Here is a 25,972-nt window from a genome sequence, read left to right as displayed (position 1 = left end):
GAAGTACTAGAGGCCTTTCTGGAATCGCACCGGCAGGTCGTGGTGGAGAAGCTCCGCGGCCTGTCCGAGCAGGACGCCCGCCGCCGGCTGGTACGCGGACATCTTGCGCGAGCAGATCGACGGCGTCAGCGGGGCGTGATCGGTTCGAGTTCCGGGTCGAGGCTGAACGGCAGGACGGTGCCCGGGACCGTACGGGCGAGCCGCTCGGCCGTCGCGGCGTCGGCGAATCCGACGTACCGGGCGGCGTACAACTGCTTGATCGCGTCGAGGTCGACGCGGCGGTCGCCGGGGACGACGGCCAGCACGTACTTCGTGGTGCGCTTGTCGGGCTTGACCAGCAGGATGATGCACTTCGCGGCCTGCGCGACCGGGTGACCACGGAGTGCGCTGACCGTCTCGGTGGTTCCGTCGGGGGCGTGGTCGATCAGCTGGTATGGGACGCCGTCGAGCAGGGCGATCAGACGGGCGTAGGTGTCAGACATGCGGCCTCCCGATGGCGGCGTTCGATGGATTGGCCCCAGGTGGTGCCGGCCAGCAGGAGTACGGCGCCGAGCGCGGCCGGTACGGTCAGCCGCTCGTCGCCGAGACCGATGCCGATGGCAACGGCCCAGATCGGCTCGGTGCCGAGCAGCAGACTGGCACGGCTGGCCGACGTACGCTGCACGGCCCACGTCTGCGCGAGGAACGCGAAGACGCTGCAGAACAGGGCTAGGTACGTGACCTGCAGCCAGGTCGCCGGCCCGGTCGGCAGGTGGGGCAGGCCGGGTACGACGAAGAGCGCCGTACCGACAAGGGACTGGATCGCGGTCAGTTGGAGCGGGCGTACGTCGTGCGCGAGACGGCCGACGAGCGCGACGTGACCGGCGCGTACGACGGCGGCCGCGAGCATCAGGAGGTCGCCAATGCCCGGTTGGTGCAGGCCGTTGCCGGACATCAACAGGCCGACGGCTGCCACACAGATCGCGGCGGCCAGGTAGAACTTCGGCGGCAAGCGGCGGCGGTCCAGCAGCGGCGTGAGGACGAGAGTGAGGCTGATGATCAGGCCGGCGTTCGCGGCGGTGGTGTGCGTGACGCCGTACGTCTCGAGGATCAGAACCGCAGCCTGGGTGAGGCCGAGGATAAGGCCGGTACGCCGCTCGGTGCGGTTGGCGCGTCGGGCGGCGGGAAGCAGGGCCAGGGCGGAGATGGCGTAGCGGAGGAACAGCACGGTGAGTACGGGCAGGGTTGCGGTCGCGGTCTTCGCCGCGAGGTAGCTCGAGCCCCAGACGATCGCGACCATCAGCAGGACGAGGTCGATACGGCGGGATCCGGGCACGGGTCCACGGTGACCGATTCCGATGTTGTAGCCAAGACCGAAGTTCTTCAACGAGGTTGTAGCGGGCCTACAGTGTTGTTCGTGGACGAACGGCAGTTGCGGGTACTTCGGGAAGTCGGCGAGCTCGGCAGCGTGACGGCCGCGGCGGAGGCGCTGTTGGTGACGCCGTCGGCGGTGTCGCAGCAGTTGCGGCTGCTGCAGCGCTCGATGCCGGTGCCGCTGACCGAACGTTCCGGCCGCCGGGTCGTCCTCACCCCGGCCGGTCAGGCTCTCGCGAGCGCCGCGGTAGACGTCGAGTCGGCACTGGCCCGTGCGAGGCACGCCGTCGAGGAGTTCGTCTCGCTGCCGGACGGTTCGGTTTCTCTCGCGGCGTTCCACAGTGCCGCGGCCGCGTTCTTTCCGTTGCTTCTCCAGGCTGGGCCCGAGTTGCACCTGCACGACGAGGACGTACCGCAGGACGAGTTCCCACCACTGACCCGCGAGTACGACATCGTGCTGGCCCATCGCCTCGACCATGCGGAGGCTTGGCCGCGTACGGTCACCGTCACCCCGCTGCTCCGCGAGCCGCTCGACGTCGCCGTACCCATCGACCATCCGCTGGCAGCCAAGCGCGTCCTCACCCCACGCGACGTCGCCCACGAACCATGGATCACCGTCCACGACGGCTTCCCCCTGATGGCCACCATCGAAGCCATCGGCGCCGCCGCCAACCACCGCCTCAACCTGGTCCACCGCGTCAACGAGTTCACCGTAGTCACCGAACTCGTAGCCGCCGGCGCCGGCCTCGCCCTCATCCCCCGCTGGACCGCCCGCCCCCACCCCGCCATCTCCCTCCACCCCCTCCGCGGCGTCCACACCCTCCGCCACATAGACGCCCTACACCGCCCCGAACACACCGCCCGCACCGCCGTCCGCACCACCCTCACCCAACTCACGAAAGCCGCCCGCACCATCCGCACCGCTGGAGCGTGAGAAGCCAGACGACGGGATGAGGAGTGCTGAAGCCCTCGCTGACTGAAGGACTATCCGCCGTGCCCTTCGCTCCACAGGGCTGCGACCACAGCAATCTGATGTGGCAGGTCGAGCGTGTCGACCTGGATGTGATGGTCGGCGTACGGCGGGTTCGACGCGTTCTGGGCGTGGAGCATTCGGAACTCGGTGTCGGTGAGCCATGCCTCCCGAGAGGCTGCCCGCCGTAGTGCCTCCGGTAGGCCGACCCTGAGGTGCACGATCACGCAGCCGGGCAGGTTCTGCTTGTACAGCTCGGACGTCTCGGGGGTGAGGACGTCGGCGATGACAACATCGATGCCAGCGGCCAGGAAGTTGCGCGCAATCCCGCACGCATTCACCACACCAAGCCTTTGTTGCTCAAGCCCTTCATCGTCATCCCACGGAGCCGCGGCACCCGACACGACAAGCTGCCGTATGTCGTCTACATCAACATAGGCACACCTCGGATGCCCCTCCGCGAGCGCCCTACCGGTCGCACTCTTCCCGACTGCAGGCCCGCCCGTCAGAACCAACGGCGAAATTGCCATCGTTCCTCCGATCGAATGCATCAAAGCAACCATGCCGGTTGGACGCCGTTCACGTGGGGATCCAAGCCGGCCACCAGATCGGGACACCGCCGGGGCACCGAGGGTCCGCCGATCACAGCGCCGAGACGACGCCCAGCCGGAAAGCGATCCCGCCGGTAGGAATGCTCCTCCACTCTGGTCCCTCCTCGAGCATCCGGCGTCACCTACGCGGACGACACTCAAGCAGGTTGACGGCGCAGGGTCATTATCTGTCTGCCGCCAGGCCCGCTACTGTCCGGCCCTGAGGTTGATTCGTCAGTCGGAATCGTGGTTCGAACGCGATCGCCGTAGTAGAATCGCGGTAGCCCGGGGCAGTAGCCCTTGGGAAGTGGACCCGGCAGCCTTCCGGACGGTTGGTGAGCCGGGTTTCGCGCATTCAGAGCTCAGTCAGCTCGGAGTACGGCGCGACCAGTTGCCGCCACTCACCGCCCTTGGCCCATGACCACGCGACCGCGTCGGGGATCCACAGCAGCGGGTCCAGGTGCGGCGCGAGCAACTCGTACTGCAGTGTGTCCACGCATCCATAGGTTCGGACGGCGCGATACAGCGTTCTCCTGTCGAACTCGAGCCGTGATTCGTCCCGTTCGATGACCAGTCGCTCGGCCGTACCGGCGGCGTCCTGGACGATCGCGTTCAGGCAGCGTTCGCGGCCAGCGTGAGAGTCCGACGGTGTGGCGTAGAGCTTCACTTCCAGTCCGAAGCCTTCGATGACTCCGAGGATCTTGCGTTGGTGTGCCGCGGATTCCTTGAAGAAATGCAGCCGTCGCTGCCGCGGCAGCAGGAGGCTTCGCATCGTCCGGCGATGCGCGTTGACGTCGCCGGCGACACAGGCCGCCGCGGCCATGAGCAGACCACGAGACTTGTTCTCGTCGACGAACACGTGCGAGGGCATGCGAGCACTTTAGGCGCTGACTCAGACATCCAGTGCATGTCGATGTCGACGGCAACAGCCGTTATGTGGCCGTCGTTGCCCTTAGCAACGGAATGGAGGGGTGGTTCGCCCTGGATCAGGTGGGCGGGTCGGGCTGGCCTTGGGTGACTGTGTAGGGCCTTGATGTTCAGTAACGCCGTTGGGCGGTGATGCCGGGCGGTCGGTCGCGAGCGGAGCGAGCAAAATCGCGGGCGCTAGCCCGCAGGATGCAGGCGGAGCCGGAAGGAGCCCGGCGGTAGCCGGATGGAACCCGGCGGTCGGCGGGAGGAGCTACCGACGCTAGCTGGGGTGGGTGGGTAGCGCGCGGAGTGAGGGCGGGAGGGGGCGGAGCGACCGGAGCACCCGCGGAGCACGCGGGGGGATCTTTCACCTGCACGCGGGGGCTTTCACGCCTGCACGCGGGAGAGATTCCTCAGCTGTTGACGAAGGTGGCGGTTTGGTTGAGGAGGTGGTTGGTGGTGGGTTGGTCGAAGAAGGTGATGAGGGCTTCGTAGGTGCCGGCTTCGGCGGCGGAGGGGTCGACCACGTAGCCGTAGTAGCCGTCGGTGTAGCCGACTACGCGGGTGATGGGGTGGGTGCTGTCGGACTGGAGGCAGGCGCCGTGGGCGGCGAAGAGTTCTACTGGGAGGTTGATCCAGCAGACGTCGCCCATGGTGACGGCGCTGATCGGGAGGTCGAAGGCCGGGGGGAGGGCGGCGGCGGCCATCAGGGCTTGGCCGCGGGCGCCGTCGAGGCGGGTTTGGGAGATGCGGCCGGAGGGGTCGTCGGTGCCGCTGAGGTGGATGGCTGCGGCGGAGACGACCTTTTCGGCTTCGGCGGCGGGTGGGATGGTGCGGACCGGCAGGGTGAGCGTCGTACGGCGGATCGCCGGGGGCGACTGGGGGAGTTCCAGGCCGGGGTGCGCCAGGGCTTCGCGGACGCGGCCGGCGAAGAGGGTGCCGAGGCGGGTGACTTCGGCGGCGCCGCGGCCCTGGCGGGTGAACCGGGGGCTGACGTCGCCGGCGGCGCCTTGGAGGAAGCCGACGACGGCGGGGGCGAGTGCGGCGCGGGCGGCACCCGGCCAGTCGGCGGAGTACTTCATGTTCTCGGGGCCGTACGTCGTGGGGTGACACGCGAAGTCGAGCAGCACCGCTTCGAGGGAACCCGAGAGCGAGTGCAGCGCGAGGATGCCGGCGGTGTTGTCGTGCGGGCCGTTGCGGCGGTGCCGGTTGGTGCCGACGCCGACGACCTCGACGGACCGCCACGACGCGGTCACCGGTTGCCGTTCGAGCCGGACCGACCTGACCGTGTCGAGCAGTGCGTCGACGAGGTCGCGTTCGCGGGCGGCGGGGATCACCGGGTGGATCTCGCCGGTCCAGCCGGACGGTCCCGAGTGCGTGTGGGACGCGGACACCACGACGTGCGACGGCGGGATCCCGGCTGCCTCGGCGGCTGCCGAGGCGAGTTCGGAGACGAGCTCGCAGCCGACGGCGATCGCGTCCAGCGTCAGCCACAGGACGCCCGGGTCGTCGGTGCTCGACAGCCAGATCAGGCTCGCGTTCAACGGGTCCGCCGTACCGGTGGCGACTCCCGCGCGGGCGGCGTACCCGTCGAGGCGATGACCGGGTGGTGGCGTGACGTCCAGGGACTTGGCGGCCAGGAGGAGTTCGGTCACTTGAGGGCTCCCGCGGTCATTCCGGCGCTGATCTGTCGATGGAATCCAAGATATACGGCCAGGACCGGAATTATCGAGATGGTCAGTCCGGCGAACAATCCTGAGAAGTCGCTGTGATAGCCCTGGGTGACCGCGATGTTCGCCAGCCCCTGGGTGACCAGGTACCGGCTCTCGTCGGTGTTCAGCACCAGCGGCAGCAGGTACTCGTTCCACATCCCGAGGAACTGGAAAATGCCGATACTGACCAGGCCGGGCCGGGCGAGCGGCAACATGATGCGAAAGAGCACACCCCAATGAGAACACCCGTCCACAAGTCCCGCCTCGGCAAGCTCCTTCGACTGGGTCTTGAAGAAAGCCGTCAGGAAGAACACGGAGAACGACATCCCGTGCGCGGCGTACACCAGGATCAACCCCAAGTACGTGTTCAGCAACCCTAGGTTCTGTACGACGAAGAACAACGGCACCAGCGCCAGGAACCCCGGGAACACCATCCCCGCGACGAACACGTAGTACAGCACCCGCGACCCCGGGAACTCGAACCGCGCGAGCACGTACGCGACCGCTGACGACAACAGCAACGTCAGTACGACGCCGCAGCACACGACGACGACGCTGTTGAAGAAGTACGAGCCGATGTGCGACTCGTTCCACGCCCGCGAGAAGTTGTCCCACCGCCACCGCGACGGCAAGCTCCACGGGCTGGTGAAGATGTCCTGGTCGGACTTGAACGAGCTGAGCACCGCCCACAGCAACGGGAACACGACCATCGCGCCCCACACCAGCAGGAACCCCTGCGACACTCCACCAAGTACTCGTGAGCCGGCCCGCGACCGAGCAGCAGCAGGCGGTACGTCGGGCGCAACCGTCGGCGACGGTGACGTCAGAAGAGCCACGAACCCTCCTCAGTACTCGACCCGCTCGCGGCGGGTCAGCCGGAACGTGAGCAGGGTCAGGATCATGTTGATGCCGAACAACGTGACTCCGATCGCGGACGCATAGCCGAACTTCCCGTACGAGAACGCGTTCGTGTACATGTACAGCGAGATCACCTGGGTGGCGTCGTCCGGGCCGCCCGGCCCGACCGACAGGATCTTCACCAGCGCGAACATGTCGAGCGCCCCGATCACCTGGAACGCGAGCGCGGTCTGCACCGTGCTCCAGATCAGCGGCAACGTCACCCGGAAGAACGACTGCAGCGCACCGGCCCCGTCCAGCAGCGCGGCCTCGTACAGCTCCCGAGGGATCGCCGCCATCGCGGCCGTGAACAGTACGACGTAGAACCCGACGCCGCCCCACACCACCACGGCCATGATCGAACCGAGCGCGGTCTTGCCGTCACCGAGCCAGAGCCGCGCGAGACTGCCCAGTCCGATCGCGCGCAGGAACCCGTTCAGCAGGCCACTGCGCGGTTCGAAGACGAACTGCCACAGCACACCGACGATCGCGATCGACAGAATGCCCGGGAAGAAGTACACGACCTTGTAGATCCGCGAGCCCGGTACCCCGCCGCGGTAGTTGAGCGCGGCCGAGAAGAACAGCGACAACGTCACGATGATGACCGGCAACGACACCAGCAGGAACAGGTTGTGCCGCAACGCCACCCAGAACACCGAGTCGTGGAACAGCGTCACGAAGTTCCCGAACCCGATGTACTGGTAGCTCGCCGACAACCCCTCCCAGTTGGTGAACGCGATCGGGAACGCCTGCACGTACGGCGAGATCACGAACACCGCGTAGACCGCCAGCGGCACCACCAGCAGGCTGACGACGAAGCGGTACTTCCCGTGGTGCATCAGACGTGGAACTTCTTGATCGACGGATCCTTCGCTGTCTCGTCGGCGTACTTCTGCATCTGCTTGCTCCACCCGTCCGGCGTCAGCTCGCGGTTCATCAGCGCGGCCGTCGCCTTGTCGGAGTTGTCGAGCAGCTTCTTGTACCAGAGCCGCCACGACCAGTCCGCGAACATGTTGGTGCCGGCCGCGGTGATCACTGCCTGCATCGACTTGTTCGCCGAGGACAGCTCGACGCCGTCGCTCGCGCCCTTCACCACGGTCAGCGACTTGGTCACCTTGGTGAAGTTCGTCATGCACTGCTTCGACAGGATGATCCGCAGCAGCTCCAGACCGCCCTGCGGGTTCTTCGCCTTGGACGGCACGATCAGCGCACCGCCCGGCCCACCTGTGACGGTCTCGAACGGCGCCTTGTCCGCGGACGACATGCCCGGCACCGGGACCATCGTCATACCGAGATCCTTCGGCGCGATGTCGCCGAGTTCGTTCTCGAGCCAGCCGCCGCACGGGATGAAGACCGCCTTGCCCTGCGCCCAGTAGGTCTGCGACTGGGTGTGCGTGAGCGCCTGCGAACCCTCCAGCAGGTACCCCTTCGCGGCGAGCTCCTGGTAGCCCTCGGCGGCGGCGATCAGCGCCGGGTCGCGCCACGCGTTCGGCTCCAGGTTGTCGACCTTCTTCTTCAGGTCCGGACCGGCCGCCTTGTACGCCGTCATCAGCATCGGGTTGGTGAGGTACCCGGGGAACTTGCCCTGGTACGTCCACGGCGCGATGTCGGTCGTCTTCTTGATCTCCGCACAGAGCGCGAGCATCTCGTCCCAGTGCTTCGGGTACTCCCAGCCGTGCTTGTCCATCAGCGGCTTGCTGTACCAGATCCCGCCGACGCCGAAGACGTACGGCATCTCGTACTTCACGCCGTCGTACCGGCCGGCCTCGGCGACGCCGGGGAGCAGCGTGTCGCGGACCTTGACGCCGGGCTGACCGTAGGCCTCCATGTCGAGCAGCGAGCCGATGTCCATCACCTGCTTCTGCGCGGCCAGCGTGGCGCCGTCCATGCCGACGTTCTCGATCAGGTCCGGCGGGTCGCCCTGGATGAAGCGCGGCTGAAGTTGCTGCTGGAGTTGCTGCCCGCTGTTCAGCTTGACGTCCGCCTTCGGGAACTCCTTGCGGTAGAGATCCAGCGGCATCGTGGTCCATGCCTTGCCGTAGCCGCCGTCGAAGTTGAAGAACTCCAGCGGCTTGCTGCCGTCCACCGACGACCCGGCGGCGGCCGGAGCACTCTTGCTCTGGACGGGCTTCGCGCAGGAGGCGAGCGTGGCGACGGCGGATCCGGCCAGCGCGGCGCGGAACAGGGTACGGCGGTCGACCTCGATCATGATGACGAGTCCTCTCAGGGCGTTGACTGCGTCATGGATACGCCGGTTGACGCGGTGCGCGGAAGGGGATTCGACCTGGGTCGACAAGATCGACTAGACCACTGTTCATGGTCTACGACAAGGGGATCGCGCCGACCAGTCGCGCGGTGAGATCCATCGGGTTGGTGATCGCGTGCCCGACCACGACGGCGTACGCGCCCGCATCGCACACCCTGCGGACGTCTTCCGGGGTCCGGATCCGGCCCTCGGCAACGATCGGGCAGTCGAGTTCGGTCGCGAGCTGCCGGACCAGTTCGACGTCAGGTCCGGTCGGCGGGCGGCCATTGGTATAGCCGGACAGCGTCGTCGCGACCACGTCGGCGCCCGCGTCCCGGGCCGCCAGACCGGCGTCCAGGGTGTCCACGTCGGCCATCACCGGTACGCCGAGCTCCGCGTGGATGCGGGCGATCTGCTGCGCCACCGGCCGTCCGTCCGGACGCGGTCGCAGGGTGGCGTCGAGCGCGATCAGGTCGGCGCCGGCGGCCACGATCCCGACCGCGGCGTCGTACGTCGGGGTGATGAAGACGCCCGCCGGGTCGCCGAGCTTGTGGATGCCGATGATCGGCAGGTCGGTGACCGCGCGGATCGCCGCGACGTCGTACGGCCCGTTGGCCCGGATCGCGCCCGCGCCGCCGGCCTCGGCCGCCTGGGCCATCAACGCCATCCCGGCCGGACCGTACAACGGGTTCTCCGGACCTGCCTGGCAGGACACCACGAGGGTGCCGGGGGCAAGGGTTCTCATCGACGGTGCGTCACGATCAGGTCGGCGTACGTCCCGGCGGGGCCGGTGGCGAGGCGTTCGGCGCCGTCGAGCGAGTTGCCGGCCGCGGGGGTGAGCTCCGCCCGCGCGGGGACGGCGGCGCGGACGGGGATCAGGAGTTGTTCCCCGGCACCCGCGAACAGGCCGCCGACACAGGCGACCGGCACGGGTCCTTCACCGCCCAGCTGGGCGACCGCGGCGGAGATCGTCTCGGCGATGTCGGCGGCGGCCCGTACGACGAGTTCGTGCGCGACCGGATCACCTTCGGCGGCACACCGCAGTACTTCGGGAGCGAACCGCGCGACGTCGTCGACCAGCGTCGACGAGCGGTAGAGCGTCACCGGGTCGAGCGAGGTGCCGGCGAGCTTGGTCGCGGGCCCGCGCCCGTCCCGCGCCCGCTGTACGGCGACCAGCCCGGCGCGACCGATCGCGAACGCGCTGCCCGCGTCGCCGAACAGGTACCCGTGCCCGTCGAGCTTCCGCCACGTCCCGTCCCGGTCGACCGCGAGGCAGACCAATCCGGTGCCCGCGGCAACGACTACGCCGTACCCGTCCGGGAGCGCGCCGGCGTGCGCGGTGACCATGTCCTGCGTCAGCCGTACCTCGCCCGCGTCCAGCAACTCGGCGACGTCCGCGGCCAGCTGCTCCGCGGCACCCGGCGCCTGTGGATAACCGGTGAGCCCAAGCGCGACGACCTCGACCGGCCCGTTCAGCCGAGCCTCAGCCGCAGCCAGCCGGATCGCGTCGAGGAGCTTGGCCATCGCATCCGGCCCGTGGGTGTAGCCAGGTCCGGAGCCGGTCCGGCCGGAGGGAAGGACACGGAGGCGGAGGGCGGACTGCCCGCCATCGATGGCGATCTGCGTCATGCGGTGATCCATTGTGAATAGTCTTGCCAGGGAAGGTGCCAGCGGTTCACTTTGCGGGTGCGGCGGTCCTGGCCGGCGGTGTCGTTCGCGACCAGGCGGACCGAGCCGAGGGTCTCGTCGTACATCACGGCCGGGGAGCCGGTGAAGTGCAGCGTACCGACAGGTTCCCACGGGGTGTGGCCGCCGCGGACGTCGATCATCGAGCAGTGGTGGATGCGGCGGTCGGCGCCCAGGACGTACACCTCGATCGCGTCCGCGCCGGGGTTGAAGGCAACCACCGGGTCGTCGGCGAGTTCGAGCTCGCCGAGCTGCTGCCAGCGGCCCTGGCCGACGCGGTCGTCGAGGTAGGTGTGGTGCAGGTGGTTGTCGGCGCCGCGGACATAGATCTCGTACGAGTTCGCCGGGTCGTTCCGCGCCCACGCCGGTTCACCCGCGGCGAGCAGGTCACCCAGTAAGGCACGCACCCCACCCTGGACCCGAACGATCCGTCCGTCCTCACCACGGTGGAAGGTGGGCGGCACGATCTCGCCCTTGCGGATGGATTCGAACTCCGCGCGGACAGCTGCCACCGGTCCGGGGTTGTTCCCAGGCTCCGGGAAGAACGGGGTGGCTTGGAGGTATTGCATGGCGGCGATGAGGGATGGCGCGACCGACCAGCCGGTTTCGACGCAGTACGGGCCCCAGCCGATGTCGGCGTTCGAGCCGAAGTACTCCCAGGCGTCGAAGTCGAACGCGCGCTGCCAGGTGCCGTCGAGCTGCTCGTCGTCCGGGTCGTCGATCTGGATCCGGCTCAGGTAGTCGAGGACGCCGTGCGCGAGCTCCTCGAAGACCGGTTCGCCGGTGATCTGGTGGACGATCGGCAGCGCCCACGCGGCGAACGGCGTGCCGTACAGCTGGTCGGTGACCGGGTCGCCGTTCGCCTGGAAGATCGACGCCTCGTCGACGCCGTACGCCTCGTTGCTCGGCGGGCACTTGCCGTCCCACTCGGCGAACCCGCCGTCCGGGCCCTGGCGGCTCTTCAGGTAGTCGGCGAGATCGAGCATCGTCCGCAGGTACAGGGGTTTGCGGGTGTAGAAGTACCCGCCGGCGAGCGGGAGGAGGAAGCGGCCGGCCTCGCAGGTGCGGCTGGTTTCGAGGCGGGCACGTGGGTGACGGGAGGCCATGTGGTCGAGTCCGCGCTCGGCGATCTGCAGGTACGACGGTTCGCCGGTGACGCCGTACGCGTAGAGGTACGCGCACAGCGCGGAGCTCTGCCAGTGCGACGTGAGATCGAGGCCGTCCTCGATCGGGCTGCGGCCGAACTCGTCCCAGCCCTTCACCATCAGCGTCGACGGCGTACGCCAGGGGTCGACCTGCAGGCCGAGTTCGGTGTTCGCGGTGCGGATCAGGGACTCGACGCCGCGCAGCCCGGCCTCGAGGTCGCCGGAGATGAGCGCGAAGAGCGAGATCCAGCCGCCGTCGTCGGCGAACAGGTTGTTGGTGGCGGTGAGGTCGGTACGGGCGCCGCGCGGTTCGAAGGCGCCGTACAGGTTGTTGCGGTCGGTCAGTTGTTCTTCCTCGACGACCTGGCGCATCAGGTTCTTGGCGATGGTGTGGCCGCGGGGGTCGGCGGTCAGGTCGGCGTACATCCGGAAGGCGTGGGCGGTTTGGGTGTAGCAGTCGCCGCGCGGGACCGGGCGGAAGGGGAGTTTGCCGTCGAAGCCGATCTCGTTGGAGAAGCCTTCGGCGACGCCCTTGGAGCCGTCGGGGGCGTCGTAGAACATGCCGGCCTGGTCGAACCAGGCGATGCCGCGGTCGACCATCCGGCGGTACCGCTCGGGGCGCGGGCCGACGGCGATGGTGGTTGTCTGGTCGCCGACGGTGAATGTGTGTACGCCGTCGGGAAGCATTGTCGGCCTGGACTCGTATCGACCGGGTGCGACCTCGGTCAGCTCGAGCTGGCGGTCCTGGTGGGTGACGGGTGGGGGTTGGATGGTGGTGCGCACGACGAGCTTCGTGGGTTCGCCTGTTGCGACCCAGACGTGGGGTTCGGTGAAGAGTTCGAGATCGGGTGGTGCCTCGGTGCCGGTGATTTCGGCAGCGATCAGCTGGAGGAGGCGGTGCCAGCGGCGTACCGGCTTGTAGCGGCCCTGGATGTGGTGGCTGAGGGCGGTGGTCGCGTAGAGGAGGCGGCCAGTGCCGACGGGGATGTCGAGGAGGGCGGGGAAGGTGTGCTCAGGCGGGCCGAAGACCGCCTTGTGGGTGCCGGCGACCGAGCCGTAGGTGAGGAGTTCCGTGGCTGTTGAAGGTGCGCTGACTTCTTGGGCGCGGGACAGATGTTCGTCGAGGATGCTGAGCGGTTCGATCCCGGTCAGCGCCTCCCGGGTGAAGATGCGCTCGATGTGCGCGTCCCGTACCGGACCGCTCGGCAGGAAACCGTCGTCGACCGCGAACTCGACGTACGCCGTCCCGCCGCCACGCACGTACTCCGCGAGCGCGGCCGTGTCGAGCCGGGTCGGCTCCGGGTAGTTCCCCGCGAGCACGACCACCGCCCGGTACGGCGCGAGGTCCGCGGGCAGCTCGTCGTACCGGACGCACGGGAGACCAGCGGCGACGAACGCGGTCGCCGGGCCGGGTGGGCCGATCAGCGCGACAGACGAAGCAGACACCGGTTCACTGTTGCCGACGAAGCGCGGCCGGTAAAGCACCTTGGGTAGACCACTCGCCCGAAACCGGAGGCGGCGGTCTCATACGACCAGGTGTGGCTGGGCGGGCGGCGCTCTAGGGTCGTCGGGTATGGGTGACTTCAACGGTCTCGACGTACATCTCGGCAACCTGGCGCGGCTGTCGTCCGCGCGGTCCTACTCGATCAGCGCGGAGAACCCGGACGGCGCCAAGGCCGGCGGCGCGCGGGCGACCGAGGGCGTGCTGTCCCGGCAGGCACGCGACCTCGGCCCGGGCTGGAAGATCCAGCCCTGTATCAACCTCGCACCGGGGTCGACCACGACGCTCGCGGAGATCGACGGCGCGGGCGCGATCACGCACCTGTGGATCACGGTCGACTCGAAGGCGTGGCGTTCGCTGGTACTGCGGATGTACTGGGACGGCGAGGAGACGCCGTCGGTGGAGGTGCCGCTCGGCGACTTCTTCTGCAACGGCTGGGGCCGGCACTGCCAGGTCAGCTCGGTGCCGATCGCGGTGAACCCGAAGGGCGGGTTCAACAGCTACTGGCAGATGCCGTTCCGCGGCGGCGCCCGGATCACGATCGAGAACCTGCTGGAGACGGAGATCGAGGGCTTCTTCTACCAGGTCGACTTCGTCCGCACCGAGGTCCCGGCGGACATGGCGTACTTCCACGCGCAGTTCCGCCGCTCGAACCCGGTCCCGTACGGCGAGGTGCACACGCTGCTCGACGGCGTCCGCGGCCAGGGGCAGTACGTCGGGACGTACCTGGCGTGGGGCTGCAACAACACCGGGTGGTGGGGCGAGGGCGAGTTCAAGTTCTACCTCGACGGCGACGACGAGTACCCGACGATCTGCGGCACCGGGACGGAGGACTACTTCGGCGGCGCGTGGGGGTTCGAGCACCCGGCCGGGCAGTACGCGACGTTCACCACGCCGTACCTCGGGATGCCGCAGGTGATCGAGCCGGACGGCTTCTTCGACAACCAGCAACGCTTCGGCCTCTACCGCTGGCACATCCAGGACACCATCCGCTTCACCGAAGACCTCCGCGTCACCGTCCAGGCCCTCGGCTGGCGCCGCGACGGCCGCTTCCTCCAACTCCAGGACGACCTCGCCTCAACCACCTACTGGTACCAAACCGAACCCCACGCCCCTTTCCCCACCCTCCCCACCAAGGACTACCTCGAGGTGGTCTAGCGGGACGCCCGTGAGGTGGAGGTTTGGGTGGGTCCAGTCGTTGAGGATGGGGGTGTTGGAGAGGTGGGCCGATAGTTCGGAGCGGCTCAGTTCGAAGACGTGGGCGGCGTTGCCGGTGAGGTCGACGACGGTTTGCATGAGGTGGCTGACCTGTGCGGTCCAGAGGGTGTCGTCCGCGGCGTGGTGGTCGGGGCGGATCAGGAGCAGGTCGACGTCGCTGTCCAGGTCGCCGTCGGCGCGGGCGATGGCGCCGTACAGGCTGGCGTGGACCGGTGGGAGGTGCCAGCTGGTGAGCTCGGCGGCGAGGTGGGTGGTCAGCGTGCCGCGGAGGTTCGCGAGCTGTTCGACGATCGGGGCGAGCAGGTGCTTGCGGTTGAGGCGGTACAGCAGCGAGCTGCCGAAGTCGTCGCCGTGGACCAGGCCGGTCGCAGCCAGGCGTTGCAGGACGAGGCGGACGCCGGCGACGCTGCCGGAGCCGGCGAGCTTGTGGATCTGGCGACCCGACAGGCCCTCCTCGGCGGCGGCCAGGACGAGCAGCACCGGCCCGTCCAGTGACGGTACGACGGTGCTGATCGGGCGCGCGAGGTCCACCGCAGCACCATAGTGACGATCGGAACGTACTCCCCAATCACACTGACGTCTCAGGGTCCGCTCAGGATCGCGTACGTACGTTCGCCGGTATGGAGCGCCGTACAGTCCTGCGATCGGCACTGCTGGCACTAGGTACGGGCGCGTTGGCCGACTGCTCGAGCACCGAGCAGACCAAGGCTCCCCCAGCCTCGGCGCGAACGTCTACCTCGCCTCCGGCCGTCACGACGACGAAGCCGCAGCAGCGGCCGAAGCCCGTGCCGCCGACCGAGGCCGTCGAGATCGGGCACGGTCCGCGGACCGTGCCGCGGGTGGCGCTGACGTTCCACGGGAACGGCGATCCGGCGCTCGGCACCAAGCTGCTCGACCTCGTCGAACACGCCGGCGCCAAGGCCAGCGTGCTGGCGGTCGGCACCTGGCTGGTCGCGCATCCCGAGATGGCGACCCGGGTCCTCCAGGGCGGGCACGACCTCGGCAACCACACGATGCACCACAAGCCGATGCGCAAGCTCGCGGCCGCCGACGCCCGCCGCGAGGTCCACGACTGCGCCGCGGTGTTACGCCGTACGGCGAAGTCTCAAGGCCACTGGTTCCGCGCCTCGGGGACCCAGCAGACCACGCCGCTGATCCGGTCGGCCGCGGCCGCGTCCGGTTACGCTGCCTGTGTGTCGTACGACGTCGACGGCCTCGACTGGCAGGATCCGCCTGCCGCGACCGTGGTGAAGGCGGTCCTGGACGGCGCTCGCCCGGGGTCGATCGTCAGCCTGCACCTCGGGCATCCCGTGACACTCAGCGCGCTGCCGCAGATCCTGTCGGGTCTGCGGGCCAAGCACCTCACGCCGGTCACCTTGAGCGAACTGCTGCGATGAAACGGACCGTTGCCCTGAGCATGGTTCTGCTGCTGGCGGCCGGCGGCTGTTCCGGCAACAGCCACACCGACATCTCGACCACCCCCGCGCCCTCGTCGACGCAGGTCCCGACGGCAGGTCCGCACGTCACGCCGGCCGCGAAGAGCTCGCTGCTGCCCGGGATGCCGCCGCCGCTGTCACCCACCGACGTGTGGGCCGCCGACCGCCCGGGCATGCTGGCCGCGGCGGTACGCCGGTTCCCGGAGCGCGTCTACGTACCGAACAGCGGCAGCAACACCGTGACCGAGATCGACCCGCGGACCTACAAGGTGATCCGCAGGTTCCGGACCGGTCGCGAGCCGCAGCACGTCGTACCGTCCTGGGACCTGAAGACGCTGTGGGTGAACAACGACCTCGGCAACAGCCTGACGCCGATCAACCCGCTGACCGGCCTCCCCGGGAAGCCGGTCGCCGTCCACGACCCGTACAACCTGTACTTCACGCCGGACGGCAAGCACGCGGTCGTGATGGCGTCGAACGACAAGCAGCTGGTCTTCCGCGACCCGCACACGATGGCGGTACAGAAGGCGGTGCCGGTCCCGTGCGCCGGGGTGAACCACGCGGACTTCACAGCGGACGGTACGTCGTTCCTCGTGTCGTGCGAGTTCTCCGCCGACCTGCTCGTGGTCGACACGGCCGCGGAGAAGGTGACGCAGGTGGTGCACCTGCCCATGCGCCGGCGGATGGGCATGCCGATGCCGCAGGACGTGAAGCTGTCGCCGAACGGGCGGTTCTACTACGTCGCGGACATGGTCAGCAACGGGATCTGGGTACTGAACGCGCGGCCGCCGGTCGCGATCAAGGCGTTCATCCCGACCGGCAAGGGCGCGCACGGGCTCTATGTCACGCGGAACTCGCGGTACCTGATCATCACCAACCGCGGCGAGGGGTCGATCTCGCTGCTCGACTTCCGGACCCGCAAGGTGGTGCGGAAGATCAAGATCACCGGCGGCGGCAGCCCCGACATGGGCGGGTTGTCGCCGGACGGCCTGGTGTTCTGGGTGTCCGGCCGGTACAACTCGGTGGTCTACGCGATCCGGTTGAGCGACGGCAAGCTGCTCGCGAAGATCCCGGTCGGCAAGGGTCCGCACGGCCTGGCCGTTTATCCACAGCCCGGGCGGTACTCACTCGGGCACACGGGAGTGTTCCGCTAGAGGCCGCGGGCGTTGGCGCGGGGGCTTGGGGTGGTGGTGCGGAGTTCGGTGGTGAAGGCGTAGCGGTCGCCGCGGTACACGGCCGACGTGTACTCGAAGACGCGGTCGCGACTGTCGAAGCTGATGCCGTGCAGGGCGATGCACGGCTGGGTGGTCGGGATGTCCAGCCAGCCGGCCGTCTTCGCGTCCGGCATCATCGGCTCGAGCCGGGACGTCGCGCTCACCACGTCGATCTCGTAGCGGCTGGTCAGCAGGTCGTACAGCGAGCCGTTCAGGTCCTCGGCGCGCAGCCCCGGGACGTACGCCGCCGGCAGTGTGGTGCGCTCCACCACCATCGGGTGGTCGTCGGCCAGCCGCAGCCGGGTGAACGCGATGATCGGGTCGCCGACCGGGATCCGCAGCCGGCGCGCCGCGGCCCGCTCGGCCTTCTGGTGCCGGAACTCCAGCATCGTGCTGCCCGGCCGCATCCCGCGCCGCCGGATGTCCTCGGAGAACCCGATCATCCCGAGCCAGCGCGCCACCTTCGGCCGGGTCGTGTACGTGCCGCTGCCGTGCCGCCGTACCAGCAGCTCCTCGATCACCAGTTCGTCGACGGCGCGCCGCAGCGTCATCCGGGCGACGTTCCAGCGCGCGGCGAGCTCGCGCTCGGGCGGCAGCGCGGCGCCTTCCGGCAGCGTGTCGATCAGACTCAGCAGCAACGCCCGGATCTCGGCGGCCTTCCCCGGCAGCGAACCATGCATCTCACCTGAGTAGCACCGGCTGGACCACTCCGAAACCCTTTAGACCACCGTTGAACAGACCACCCGGGCCTCCCGACCACGGGATGCCGACCGATTCAGGGCCGAAATCGAAAAACAAGCACGCTTGATTCTTTTTGTCTGGAGTGGGAGGCTCGGCTGCATCGATCCCCGGCGAGGGAGTGCGGCGTGCGAGTGGACGAGGTACTGGCCGATCTGTCGGTCGAGAGTGCGGAACTGGATCGGTTGGTCGGCGGGCTGGCGGCGGACGAGTGGTCTACTCCGACGCCCGCGCCCGGGTGGACGATCGCGCATCAGATCGCGCATCTCGCCTGGACGGACGAGGCCGCGCGGCTGGCCGCCACCGATCCGGAGGGGTTCAAGGCGTCGCTGCAGGTCGCCGCGGCGAGTCCGACGACGTACGTCGACGACGGGGCCGCGGAGACTGCCGCGCTGCCGCCGGACGAGCTGTTGACGTACTGGCGGGAGACCCGGGCCGAGGTCGTGGACGCGCTGCGGAAGGTGCCGGACGGGGAGAAGGTGCTCTGGTACGGGCCGCCGATGAGTCCCACGTCGATGGCGACGGCGCGGTTGATGGAGACGTGGGCGCACGGGCAGGACGTGTTCGACGCCCTCGGCGTACGACGGCAGCCGAGCAACCGGCTGCGGCATGTCGCGCATCTCGCGGTCCGCACGCGGGACTTCGCTTATCTGCTGAACAACCGTCAGCCACCCGCGGATGTGTTCCGGGTGGAGCTGACCGGGCCTGATGGTGAGGTGTGGGCGTTCGGTCCTGAGGACGCCGGGCAGCGGGTGGTCGCGTCGGCGCTCGACTTCTGTTTGCTCGCCACCCAACGCAGGCACCGCGACGACCTGGCGGTGCAGGCCGACGGGGCGGACGCCGAGGAGTGGCTGGGGATCATCCAGGCGTTCGCCGGGTTGCCCGGGAAGGGTCGCGAGGCAGGGCAGTTCGGATGACTGAGCCGCTTCGGGTCGGGAACGCCTCTGGGTTCTACGGGGATCGGTTCACCGCGGTGCAGGAGATGCTCACGGGTGGGCCGTTGGACGTGCTCACCGGGGACTATCTGGCTGAGCTGACGATGCTCATTCTCGGGCGGGATCGGCTGAAGGATCCGGCGTTGGGGTATGCGAAGACGTTCCTCAAGCAGCTGGAGCACGGGCTGGGCGAGGCGCTCGATCGGGGTGTTCGGATTGTCAGTAATGCGGGTGGCTTGAACCCCGCAGGGCTCGCGGCGGCGATCTCCGGACTGGCTGACCGGTTGGGGTTGCATCCGAATGTTGCGTACGTCGAAGGCGACGATCTCCTGCCTAGGACTGTGGAGTTGGGGTTAGGTCAGCCGCTGACGGCTAACGCTTACCTTGGGGCATGGGGGATTGCTGAGGCGATCCAATCCGGGGCTGATGTCGTGGTGACGGGGCGGGTGACCGACGCCTCGGTGATCGTCGGGCCGGCCGCGGCGCATCACGGGTGGAAGCGGACGCAGTACGACGAACTCGCCGGAGCGGTCGCGGCCGGGCACGTCATCGAATGCGGCTGCCAGGCGACCGGCGGGAACTACGCGTTCTTCACCGAGATCCGCGACTTCGGGCGGCCCGGGTTCCCGATCGCCGAGATCCACGCGGACGGCAGCAGCGTGATCACCAAGCACGACGGCACCGGCGGCGCGGTCACGATCGACACGGTCAAGGCGCAGTTGCTGTACGAGATCACCGGCGCCCGGTACGCCGGTCCGGACGTCACCACGCGGCTCGACACGATCGAACTCACCGCGGACGGTCCCGATCGGGTGCGAATCTCCGGCGTCCGCGGCGAGGCCCCGCCACCGACGTACAAGGTCTCGCTGAACAGCGTCGGCGGCTTCCGCAACGAGGTCGACTTCGTCCTCACCGGACTGCAACTGGAACAGAAGGCCGAGCTCGTCCAGAAGCAGCTGGAGCAGGCACTCCCGAAGCGGCCGACCGAGCTGAAGTGGTCGCTCGCCTGGACCGAGAAGCCGAACGCCGGCACCGAGGAGGAGGCGAGCGTCTTCCTCCGCTGCGCGGTGAAGGACCCCGATCCGAAGGTGGTCGGGCGGGCGTTCAGCAGTGCGGCGGTGGAGCTGGCGCTGGCCAGCTACCCCGGGTTCCACGTCACCGCGCCGCCCGGTGAGGGTTCGCCGTACGGCGTGTTCCGGGCCGGGTACGTCGACATCCACGACGTCGAGCACGTCGTCGTACTGCCGGACGGTACGCGCAGGGTGGTCGCGCCGGCGGCCGAGACGTTGCCGCTCGAAGCCGTCGACGACATCGAGGAGCCGCTGCCGTTGCTGCAGCTGTCCAGCGGACCGCCGCGGACCCGCGAGGTGCCGCTCGGGCGGATCGCGGGAGCGCGTTCCGGCGACAAGGGTGGCGATGCGAACGTCGGTGTGTGGGTGCGGGACGACAAGTCGTGGCGGTGGCTCGCGCATACGCTGACGGTGGAGCTCTTCAAGGAGTTGTTGCCGGAGACGGGCCCGCTGACGGTAACGCGGTACCTGCTGCCGAATTTATGGGCGGTGAACTTCGTCGTCGAAGGGTTGCTCGGTGAGGGAGTGGCCGCGCAGGCCCGGTTCGATCCGCAGGCGAAGGCGGTCGCGGAGTGGCTGCGGTCGCGGTATGTCGACGTACCGGAGGTGTTGCTGTGAACGACTTCCGGGAGTCTGTACGGAGGTTCATGCGGGCGGAGGTGCTACCGCATCTGGACCAGTGGGAGCGGGACGGCGAGCTGCCGCGGGAGCTGCACAAGAAGGCGGGCGCTCTGGGGTTGCTCGGCGTCGGCTTCCCGGAGGCCGTCGGTGGTGGCGGCGGATCCCTGCTGGACGCAATCGCTGTCGTGGAGGAGATGCACTACGCCGGCGGGTCAGGCGGCCTCGTCGCCTCCCTGCTCACCTGCGGCATCGCCCTGCCCCACATCATTGCTGGGGGCAACGAAAAGCAGGTTGAGCGGTGGGTTCGTCCCACGTTGGAGGGCGAGCTGATCGGGGCGCTCGCGATCACGGAGCCTGGTGGTGGGTCGGACGTCGCGTCACTTCGTACGACGGCTCGCCGGGAAGGTGATGTGTTTGTGGTGAACGGTTCCAAGACCTTCATCACCTCTGGGTGCCGGGCGGATTTTGTGACTACCGCAGTCCGCACTGATGGCCCTGGACCGCACGGGATCAGCCTCTTGGTGATCGAGCGCGGGGCGGCTGGGTTCGTGGTTTCGCGCAAGCTGGAGAAGATGGGGTGGCTGTGCTCGGACACTGCTGAGCTGTCGTTCACGGATGTTCGCGTGCCGGCCGGGAATCTGGTGGGGGCCGCAGGATCTGGTTTTGTGCAGCTGGCGGTGAACTTCGTAGCGGAGCGGCTGACGCTGGCCGTGCAGGCGTACGCGGGGGCTCAGCGGGCGCTTGATCTCACCGTCGCTTGGTGTCGTGATCGGGAGACGTTCGGTCGGCCGTTGATTTCTCGGCAGTCGGTGCAGCACACGCTGACCGAGATGGCTCGGCGGATCTCCGTTGCGCGGGTGTACGTGCACGAGGTCGCGCGGCGGGCGGGCGTGGGTGAGGACGTGATCGCCGAGACCTGCTTCGCGAAGAACACCGCGGTCGAGGCCGGCCAGTGGGTGTGCGACCAGGCGCTCCAGTTGCACGGCGGCCTCGGCTACATGCGGGACGTAGAGGTGGAACGCCAGTACCGCGACCAGAAGATCCTCGCCATAGGCGGCGGCACAACCGAGATCCTGACCGGCCTCGCTTCCAAGCGACTGGGGTACACAGCATGAGCAATCGTCAGGTGATGGTGGAGAAGCTGGCTGCGCTGGACGCCGAGCATGAGAAGGCGCTCGCGGGGGGCGGGCCGAAGTACGTCGAGCGGCATCACAAGCGGGGGAAGCTGTTGGCGCGGGAGCGGATCGAGTTGCTACTCGACCCCGACTCGTACTTCCTTGAGCTCTCGCCGCTGGCCGGCTGGGGGTCCGACTTCACCGTCGGGGCGAGCCTGGTGACCGGGATCGGCGTGGTTGAAGGCGTCGAGTGTCTGATCACTGCGAACGACCCGACTGTGAAGGGTGGGGCCAGCAACCCCTGGACGTTGAAGAAGGCGTTGCGCTCCGACGAGATCGCGCGTGCCAACCGGCTCCCGGTGATCAGCCTGGTCGAGTCCGGTGGCGCGGATCTGCCGACGCAGAAGGAGATCTTCATCCCGGGCGGCGCGATGTTCCGGAACCTGACCCGGTTGTCCGCCGAAGGCATCCCGACGATCGCGCTCGTGTTCGGCAACTCGACCGCGGGCGGCGCGTACATCCCGGGCATGAGCGACTACGTCGTGATGGTCGACGGCGGCGCGAAGGTGTTCCTCGCCGGGCCGCCGTTGGTGAAGATGGCGACCGGGGAGGACGCCGACGACGAGTCGCTCGGCGGTGCCTCGATGCACGCCCGGAAGTCCGGGCTGGCCGACTACTTCGCGGTCGACGAGCAGGACGCGATCCGGCTCGGCCGGCAGATCGTGTCCCGCCTGAACTGGCGCAAGGCCGGTCCCGCGCCGACTCCGGCGTACGCCGAACCGCTGTACGACGCGGACGACCTGCTCGACATCGTCCCGGGCGACCTGAAGATCCCGTTCGATCCGCGGGACGTGATCGCCCGTGTGGTGGACGGGTCGGTGTTCGACGAGTTCAAGCCGCTGTACGGGTCGTCGCTGGCGACCGGGTGGGCCTCGGTGCACGGGTACCCGGTCGGCATCCTCGCGAACGCGCGCGGGGTGCTGTTCAGCGAGGAGTCGCAGAAGGCCGCGCAGTTCATCCAGCTCGCGAACCGGGCGAACACGCCGCTGATCTTCCTGCACAACACGACCGGGTACATGGTCGGGCAGGAGTACGAGCAGGGCGGGATCATCAAGCACGGCGCGCAGATGATCAACGCGGTCTCGAACTCCAAGGTCCCGCACATCTCGATCCTGATGGGCGCGTCGTACGGCGCCGGGCACTACGGGATGTGCGGGCGGGCGTTCGACCCACGCTTCCTGTTCGCGTGGCCGTCGGCGAAGTCCGCGGTGATGGGTCCGCAGCAGCTCGCCGGCGTGCTGTCGATCGTCGCGCGGGCGGCCGCGCAGGCGAAGGGCATGCCGTACGACGAGGACGGCGACCAGCAGATGCGCGCGTACGTCGAGGGTCAGATCGAGGCGGAGTCGCTGCCGATGTTCTTGTCCGGCCGGCTGTACGACGACGGCGTGATCGACCCGCGCGACACCCGCACCGTCCTCGGCATCTGCCTGTCCGCCATCCACTCCGCCCCGGTCGAAGGCACGTCGTCCTTCGGCGTCTTCAGGATGTGATGCCGATGTTTTCCGCTGTACTGGTGGCCAATCGGGGCGAGATCGCCCGGCGCGTCTTCCGCACCGCCCGGACGCTCGGGCTTGGGACCGTCGCGGTCTACTCGACTGCCGATGCGCGGATGCCATACGTGGACGAGGCTGATGCGGCGGTGCACCTTCCGGGGAGCGCTCCGGGTGACACGTACCTGCGGGCCGACCTGATCGTGGCGGCGGCGCTGCGGGCCGGGGCGGACGCCGTACATCCGGGGTACGGGTTCCTGTCGGAGAACGCCGGGTTCGCGCAGGCGGTGATCGACGCGGGGCTGACCTGGATCGGGCCGCCGGTGGACGCGATCTCGTCGATGGGGTCGAAGATCGAGGCGAAGAAGCTGATGGCGGCGGCCGGGGTGCCGGTACTGGCCGAGCTCACGCCGGCCGAGGTGTCGGCGGACGATCTGCCCGTGCTGGTGAAGGCATCGGCCGGTGGTGGCGGCCGCGGGATGCGGGTGGTGTCGCGGCTGGAAGACCTGGCCGGGGAGATCGAGGCCGCGTCGGCGGAGGCGTTGTCGGCGTTCGGCGACGGGACAGTGTTCTGCGAGCGGTATCTGGCGCGGGGGCGGCATGTCGAAGTGCAGGTGATGGCGGATCAGCACGGGACGGTCTGGGCCGTCGGGGAGCGCGAGTGCTCGATCCAGCGGCGGCATCAGAAGGTCGTCGAGGAGGCGCCGTCGCCGCTGGTCGAGCGGATTCCGTCGATGCGTCCTGCCTTGTTCGATGCGGCGCGGAAGGCTGCCGCGGCCATTAGGTACGTCGGCGCCGGGACGGTGGAGTTCCTTGCGGATGAGAGTGGGGCGTTCTACTTCCTCGAGATGAACACCCGCCTGCAGGTGGAACACCCGGTGACCGAGGAGACGACCGGTCTGGATCTGGTTGAACTACAGTTCGCCGTCGCCGCGGGCGAGCACCTGGCCCCCGCACCACCGCCCGCGTCCGGCCACGCGATCGAGGTCCGGTTGTACGCCGAGGACCCGCTGAACAACTGGCAACCGCAGACCGGTCTCCTGCAGCGGTTCGAGGTTCCGCAAACTCTTCGTGTCGAGGCCGGTGTCGAGTCGGGTTCGGAGGTTTCGCCGTACTACGACCCCATGCTGGCCAAGGTGATCGCGCACGGGCCTTCGCGGACGGCGGTGGCGCGACGGCTGGCCGGCGTACTGGAACGCGCGACGATCCACGGGGTCGGCACCAACCGCGACCTCCTGGCGTGGATCCTGCGGCACCCGGCGTTCCTCGCGGGTGACACCGATACCGCGTTCTTCGACACGTACGGCGTCGGCGCGCCGGTGGACGCGGACGTGGTGCGGGTGTCGGCGCTCGCCGCGGCGTTGGCGGATGCCGCGGGACGTCGTACTCCGGTGCGGGTGCCGAGCGGATGGCGCAACCTTCCGTCGCAGCCCCAGCGGAAGAGCTACCGGTACGGCGATGACGTGGTCGAGGTCGAGTACCGGATGACGCGGGACGGATTGGTGGTCGATGGCAACATCGCGCTGATGTCCTCGGACTGTGGGCGGGTGGTGCTCGAGGTGGACGGTGTGCGCCGGGTGTTCGAGGTGGCGGTGTACGACGGGCTCACCTGTGTGGACTCGGCGCTCGGCAGCGTCATGCTCACCTCGGTGGGGCAGTTCACCGATCCGGCGCGGCAGGTGGCCGCGGGGTCGTTGGTGGCGCCAATGCCGGGGACTGTGGTCCGGGTTGGCGTGCAGGTGGGTGACGTGGTGACGCAAGGGCAGCCGTTGGTGTGGTTGGAGGCGATGAAGATGGAGCATCTGATCGCCGCACCCGTGGACGGTGTTGTCGGGGAGTTGAAGGTGACGGCGGGACAGCAGGTCGAGGTCGGCGCCGTACTGGCCGTGGTGGGAGAGGATTCATGAGTTTCGTCGAATCGGAAGAGCGCCAGGAGCTGCGGAAGGTTGTCGCGGAGCTCGGCAAGAAGTACGGGTACGAGTGGTTCAACCGGCAGGCGCGCTCCGGTGGGAACACCGCCGAGTTGTGGCTGGAGGCCGGCAAGCTCGGGTTCCTCGGCGTGAACCTCCCCGAGCGGTACGGCGGTGGCGGCGGCGGGATGGCCGACCTGTCGATCGTGCTGGAGGAGCTCGGCGCGGCCGGCTGCCCGCTGCTGATGATGGTGGTCTCGCCGTCGATCTGCGGCACGGTGATCTCCCGCTTCGGCACCGACGACCAGAAGCAGCGCTGGCTGCCGGGGCTCGCCGACGGTACGACGATCATGGCGTTCGCGATCACCGAACCCGACGCCGGCTCGAACTCGCACCAGATCACCACCACCGCCCGCCGTACCGACGACGGCTGGTCGCTGTCCGGGCGCAAGGTCTTCATCTCCGGCCTCGACGTCGCGAAGGCTGTCTTGGTCGTCGGCCGCACCGAGGACGCACGGACCGGCAAGCTCAAGCCGGCGTTGTTCGTCGTCCCGATCGACGCGCCGGGCGTGGAGTTCCGGCAGATCGAGATGGACCTGATCAGCCCGGACAAGCAGTACGCGCTGTTCCTGGACGACGTACAGCTCCCGCGCGAGGCGTTCGTCGGCTCCGAGGACGCCGCTCTCATGCAGCTGTTCGCGGGCCTGAACCCCGAGCGGATCATGGCGTCGGCGTTCGCACTCGGGATCGCGCGCCACGCGCTCGGCAAGGCGACGGCGTACGTCAAGGAACGCCAGGTCTGGAAGGCCCCGATCGGCGCGCACCAAGGGGTCGCGCACCCGCTCGCGCAGATCAAGATCGAGCTCGAACTCGCCCGGCTGATGATGCAGAAGGCGGCCGCGCTGTACGACGCGGGCGACGACATGGGCGCCGGCGAGGCCGCGAACATGGCGAAGTACGCCGCCGGTGAGGTCGCCGTCCGCGCCACCGACCAGGCCGTGCAATCGCTCGGCGGGAACGGTATGACGGTCGAGTACGGCGTCGCGTCCCTGGTCGCCGCCGCGCGCGCGACCCGGATCGCCCCGGTGAGCCGGGAGATGATCCTGAACTTCGTCGCACAACACAGCCTCGGGTTGCCGAAGTCGTACTAGGAGGAG

At 68.6% G+C, this 25,972-nt stretch carries 23 protein-coding genes; 10 read left to right on the top strand and 13 right to left on the bottom strand.

The genetic code is table 11. From position 1 onward, the window contains the following. Window positions 1–125: 125 nt before the first annotated feature. Window positions 126–482: a YbaK/EbsC family protein gene (locus ACFV9C_RS02455; RefSeq protein WP_380190210.1), complete on the bottom strand. Its 357-nt coding sequence runs from the start codon at window positions 480–482 to the stop codon at window positions 126–128. After that, on the bottom strand, window positions 458–1,315 hold the full coding sequence (locus ACFV9C_RS02450; protein ID WP_380190208.1) for a DMT family transporter: 858 nt from the start codon (window positions 1,313–1,315) through the stop codon (window positions 458–460). Before ACFV9C_RS02450 ends, ACFV9C_RS02455 begins: the two co-directional genes overlap by 25 nt. Window positions 1,316–1,396: 81 nt before the next feature. Between ACFV9C_RS02450 and ACFV9C_RS02445 the strand changes: the two genes are divergently transcribed. Next, window positions 1,397–2,287 (top strand): LysR family transcriptional regulator, encoded by an 891-nt coding sequence (locus tag ACFV9C_RS02445; RefSeq protein WP_380190206.1) that lies wholly within the window; start codon window positions 1,397–1,399, stop codon window positions 2,285–2,287. A gap of 50 nt (window positions 2,288–2,337) precedes the next feature. On the opposite strand, the gene ACFV9C_RS02440 is transcribed toward ACFV9C_RS02445, so the two are convergent. The 9 genes from ACFV9C_RS02440 to ACFV9C_RS02400 form a co-directional block, all read right to left on the bottom strand. Continuing rightward, window positions 2,338–2,874 carry a hypothetical protein gene (locus ACFV9C_RS02440; RefSeq protein WP_380190204.1) on the bottom strand — a complete coding sequence of 179 codons (537 nt, stop codon included), beginning with the start codon at window positions 2,872–2,874 and terminating at the stop codon, window positions 2,338–2,340. Window positions 2,875–3,268: 394 nt separating this feature from the next. Further along, window positions 3,269–3,784 carry a hypothetical protein gene (locus tag ACFV9C_RS02435; RefSeq protein WP_380190202.1) on the bottom strand — a complete coding sequence of 172 codons (516 nt, stop codon included), beginning with the start codon at window positions 3,782–3,784 and terminating at the stop codon, window positions 3,269–3,271. 451 nt (window positions 3,785–4,235) lie between these two features. Then, window positions 4,236–5,477: a hypothetical protein gene (locus ACFV9C_RS02430; protein ID WP_380190200.1), complete on the bottom strand. Its 1,242-nt coding sequence runs from the start codon at window positions 5,475–5,477 to the stop codon at window positions 4,236–4,238. Beyond that, entirely contained in the window at window positions 5,474–6,370 is an 897-nt protein-coding gene (locus tag ACFV9C_RS02425; protein WP_380190198.1) for a carbohydrate ABC transporter permease, read from the bottom strand. The genes ACFV9C_RS02430 and ACFV9C_RS02425 overlap by 4 nt, the downstream gene beginning before the upstream one ends. 9 nt (window positions 6,371–6,379) lie before the next feature. Beyond that, window positions 6,380–7,270 carry a carbohydrate ABC transporter permease gene (locus ACFV9C_RS02420; protein ID WP_380190196.1) on the bottom strand — a complete coding sequence of 297 codons (891 nt, stop codon included), beginning with the start codon at window positions 7,268–7,270 and terminating at the stop codon, window positions 6,380–6,382. Continuing rightward, complete coding sequence (gene ngcE / locus ACFV9C_RS02415) at window positions 7,270–8,640, bottom strand: N-acetylglucosamine/diacetylchitobiose ABC transporter substrate-binding protein (protein WP_380190193.1); 1,371 nt, start codon at window positions 8,638–8,640, stop codon at window positions 7,270–7,272. Before ngcE ends, ACFV9C_RS02420 begins: the two co-directional genes overlap by 1 nt. Window positions 8,641–8,752: 112 nt before the next feature. Continuing rightward, window positions 8,753–9,421, bottom strand: coding sequence for an N-acetylmannosamine-6-phosphate 2-epimerase (locus tag ACFV9C_RS02410; RefSeq protein WP_380190191.1), 669 nt, complete (start codon window positions 9,419–9,421; stop codon window positions 8,753–8,755). Then, the gene (locus ACFV9C_RS02405; protein ID WP_380190189.1) at window positions 9,418–10,305 is read right to left on the bottom strand and encodes an N-acetylglucosamine kinase; all 888 of its coding nucleotides are present in this window, start codon (window positions 10,303–10,305) and stop codon (window positions 9,418–9,420) included. The genes ACFV9C_RS02410 and ACFV9C_RS02405 overlap by 4 nt, the downstream gene beginning before the upstream one ends. Continuing rightward, complete coding sequence (locus ACFV9C_RS02400) at window positions 10,302–12,953, bottom strand: hypothetical protein (protein ID WP_380190187.1); 2,652 nt, start codon at window positions 12,951–12,953, stop codon at window positions 10,302–10,304. The genes ACFV9C_RS02405 and ACFV9C_RS02400 overlap by 4 nt, the downstream gene beginning before the upstream one ends. 127 nt (window positions 12,954–13,080) lie before the next feature. Between ACFV9C_RS02400 and ACFV9C_RS02395 the strand changes: the two genes are divergently transcribed. Further along, window positions 13,081–14,166, top strand: coding sequence for a glycoside hydrolase family 172 protein (locus ACFV9C_RS02395; RefSeq protein ID WP_380190185.1), 1,086 nt, complete (start codon window positions 13,081–13,083; stop codon window positions 14,164–14,166). On the opposite strand, the gene ACFV9C_RS02390 is transcribed toward ACFV9C_RS02395, so the two are convergent. Then, a complete protein-coding gene (locus ACFV9C_RS02390; protein ID WP_380190183.1) occupies window positions 14,086–14,757 on the bottom strand; it encodes a hypothetical protein in 672 nt (223 codons plus the stop codon). The two genes, ACFV9C_RS02395 and ACFV9C_RS02390, sit on opposite strands and share 81 nt — an antisense overlap. Before the next feature lie 89 nt (window positions 14,758–14,846). Here ACFV9C_RS02390 and ACFV9C_RS02385 point away from each other — a divergent pair, with 89 nt between their 5' ends. Together ACFV9C_RS02385 and ACFV9C_RS02380 are read left to right on the top strand one after the other, a co-directional pair. Then, window positions 14,847–15,623 carry a polysaccharide deacetylase family protein gene (locus tag ACFV9C_RS02385; protein ID WP_380190181.1) on the top strand — a complete coding sequence of 259 codons (777 nt, stop codon included), beginning with the start codon at window positions 14,847–14,849 and terminating at the stop codon, window positions 15,621–15,623. Next, on the top strand, window positions 15,620–16,816 hold the full coding sequence (locus tag ACFV9C_RS02380) for a YncE family protein (RefSeq protein WP_380190179.1): 1,197 nt from the start codon (window positions 15,620–15,622) through the stop codon (window positions 16,814–16,816). The genes ACFV9C_RS02385 and ACFV9C_RS02380 overlap by 4 nt, the downstream gene beginning before the upstream one ends. Here the strand turns inward: ACFV9C_RS02380 and ACFV9C_RS02375 are convergent. After that, window positions 16,813–17,556, bottom strand: coding sequence for a GntR family transcriptional regulator (locus ACFV9C_RS02375; RefSeq protein WP_380190176.1), 744 nt, complete (start codon window positions 17,554–17,556; stop codon window positions 16,813–16,815). The two genes, ACFV9C_RS02380 and ACFV9C_RS02375, sit on opposite strands and share 4 nt — an antisense overlap. A 186-nt stretch (window positions 17,557–17,742) precedes the next feature. On the opposite strand from ACFV9C_RS02375, the gene ACFV9C_RS02370 reads away from it, so the two are divergent. Genes ACFV9C_RS02370 through ACFV9C_RS02345 form a run of 6 tightly spaced genes read left to right on the top strand, consistent with a single transcriptional unit; the run spans window position 17,743 to window position 25,966 of the window. After that, window positions 17,743–18,531 carry a TIGR03084 family metal-binding protein gene (locus ACFV9C_RS02370; protein WP_380190174.1) on the top strand — a complete coding sequence of 263 codons (789 nt, stop codon included), beginning with the start codon at window positions 17,743–17,745 and terminating at the stop codon, window positions 18,529–18,531. Further along, complete coding sequence (locus ACFV9C_RS02365) at window positions 18,528–20,237, top strand: acyclic terpene utilization AtuA family protein (RefSeq protein WP_380190172.1); 1,710 nt, start codon at window positions 18,528–18,530, stop codon at window positions 20,235–20,237. The genes ACFV9C_RS02370 and ACFV9C_RS02365 overlap by 4 nt, the downstream gene beginning before the upstream one ends. Then, window positions 20,234–21,355, top strand: a complete 1,122-nt coding sequence (locus ACFV9C_RS02360; protein ID WP_380190170.1) for an acyl-CoA dehydrogenase family protein — start codon at window positions 20,234–20,236, stop codon at window positions 21,353–21,355. Before ACFV9C_RS02365 ends, ACFV9C_RS02360 begins: the two co-directional genes overlap by 4 nt. Continuing rightward, a complete protein-coding gene (locus ACFV9C_RS02355) occupies window positions 21,352–22,905 on the top strand; it encodes an acyl-CoA carboxylase subunit beta (RefSeq protein WP_380190168.1) in 1,554 nt (517 codons plus the stop codon). The genes ACFV9C_RS02360 and ACFV9C_RS02355 overlap by 4 nt, the downstream gene beginning before the upstream one ends. A 5-nt stretch (window positions 22,906–22,910) precedes the next feature. Then, window positions 22,911–24,812 carry a biotin carboxylase N-terminal domain-containing protein gene (locus tag ACFV9C_RS02350; RefSeq protein ID WP_380190166.1) on the top strand — a complete coding sequence of 634 codons (1,902 nt, stop codon included), beginning with the start codon at window positions 22,911–22,913 and terminating at the stop codon, window positions 24,810–24,812. Continuing rightward, window positions 24,809–25,966 (top strand): acyl-CoA dehydrogenase family protein, encoded by a 1,158-nt coding sequence (locus ACFV9C_RS02345; RefSeq protein WP_380190164.1) that lies wholly within the window; start codon window positions 24,809–24,811, stop codon window positions 25,964–25,966. The genes ACFV9C_RS02350 and ACFV9C_RS02345 overlap by 4 nt, the downstream gene beginning before the upstream one ends. The last annotated feature ends 6 nt before the right edge of the window (window positions 25,967–25,972 follow it).

This window comes from Kribbella sp. NPDC059898, from assembly GCF_042730855.1.
In the GTDB taxonomy this organism is placed as follows: Bacteria; Actinomycetota; Actinomycetes; order Propionibacteriales; family Kribbellaceae; genus Kribbella.
The sequence above is the reverse complement of the archived record's forward strand: the minus strand, read 5'-3'. Positions and strand labels throughout refer to the sequence as shown.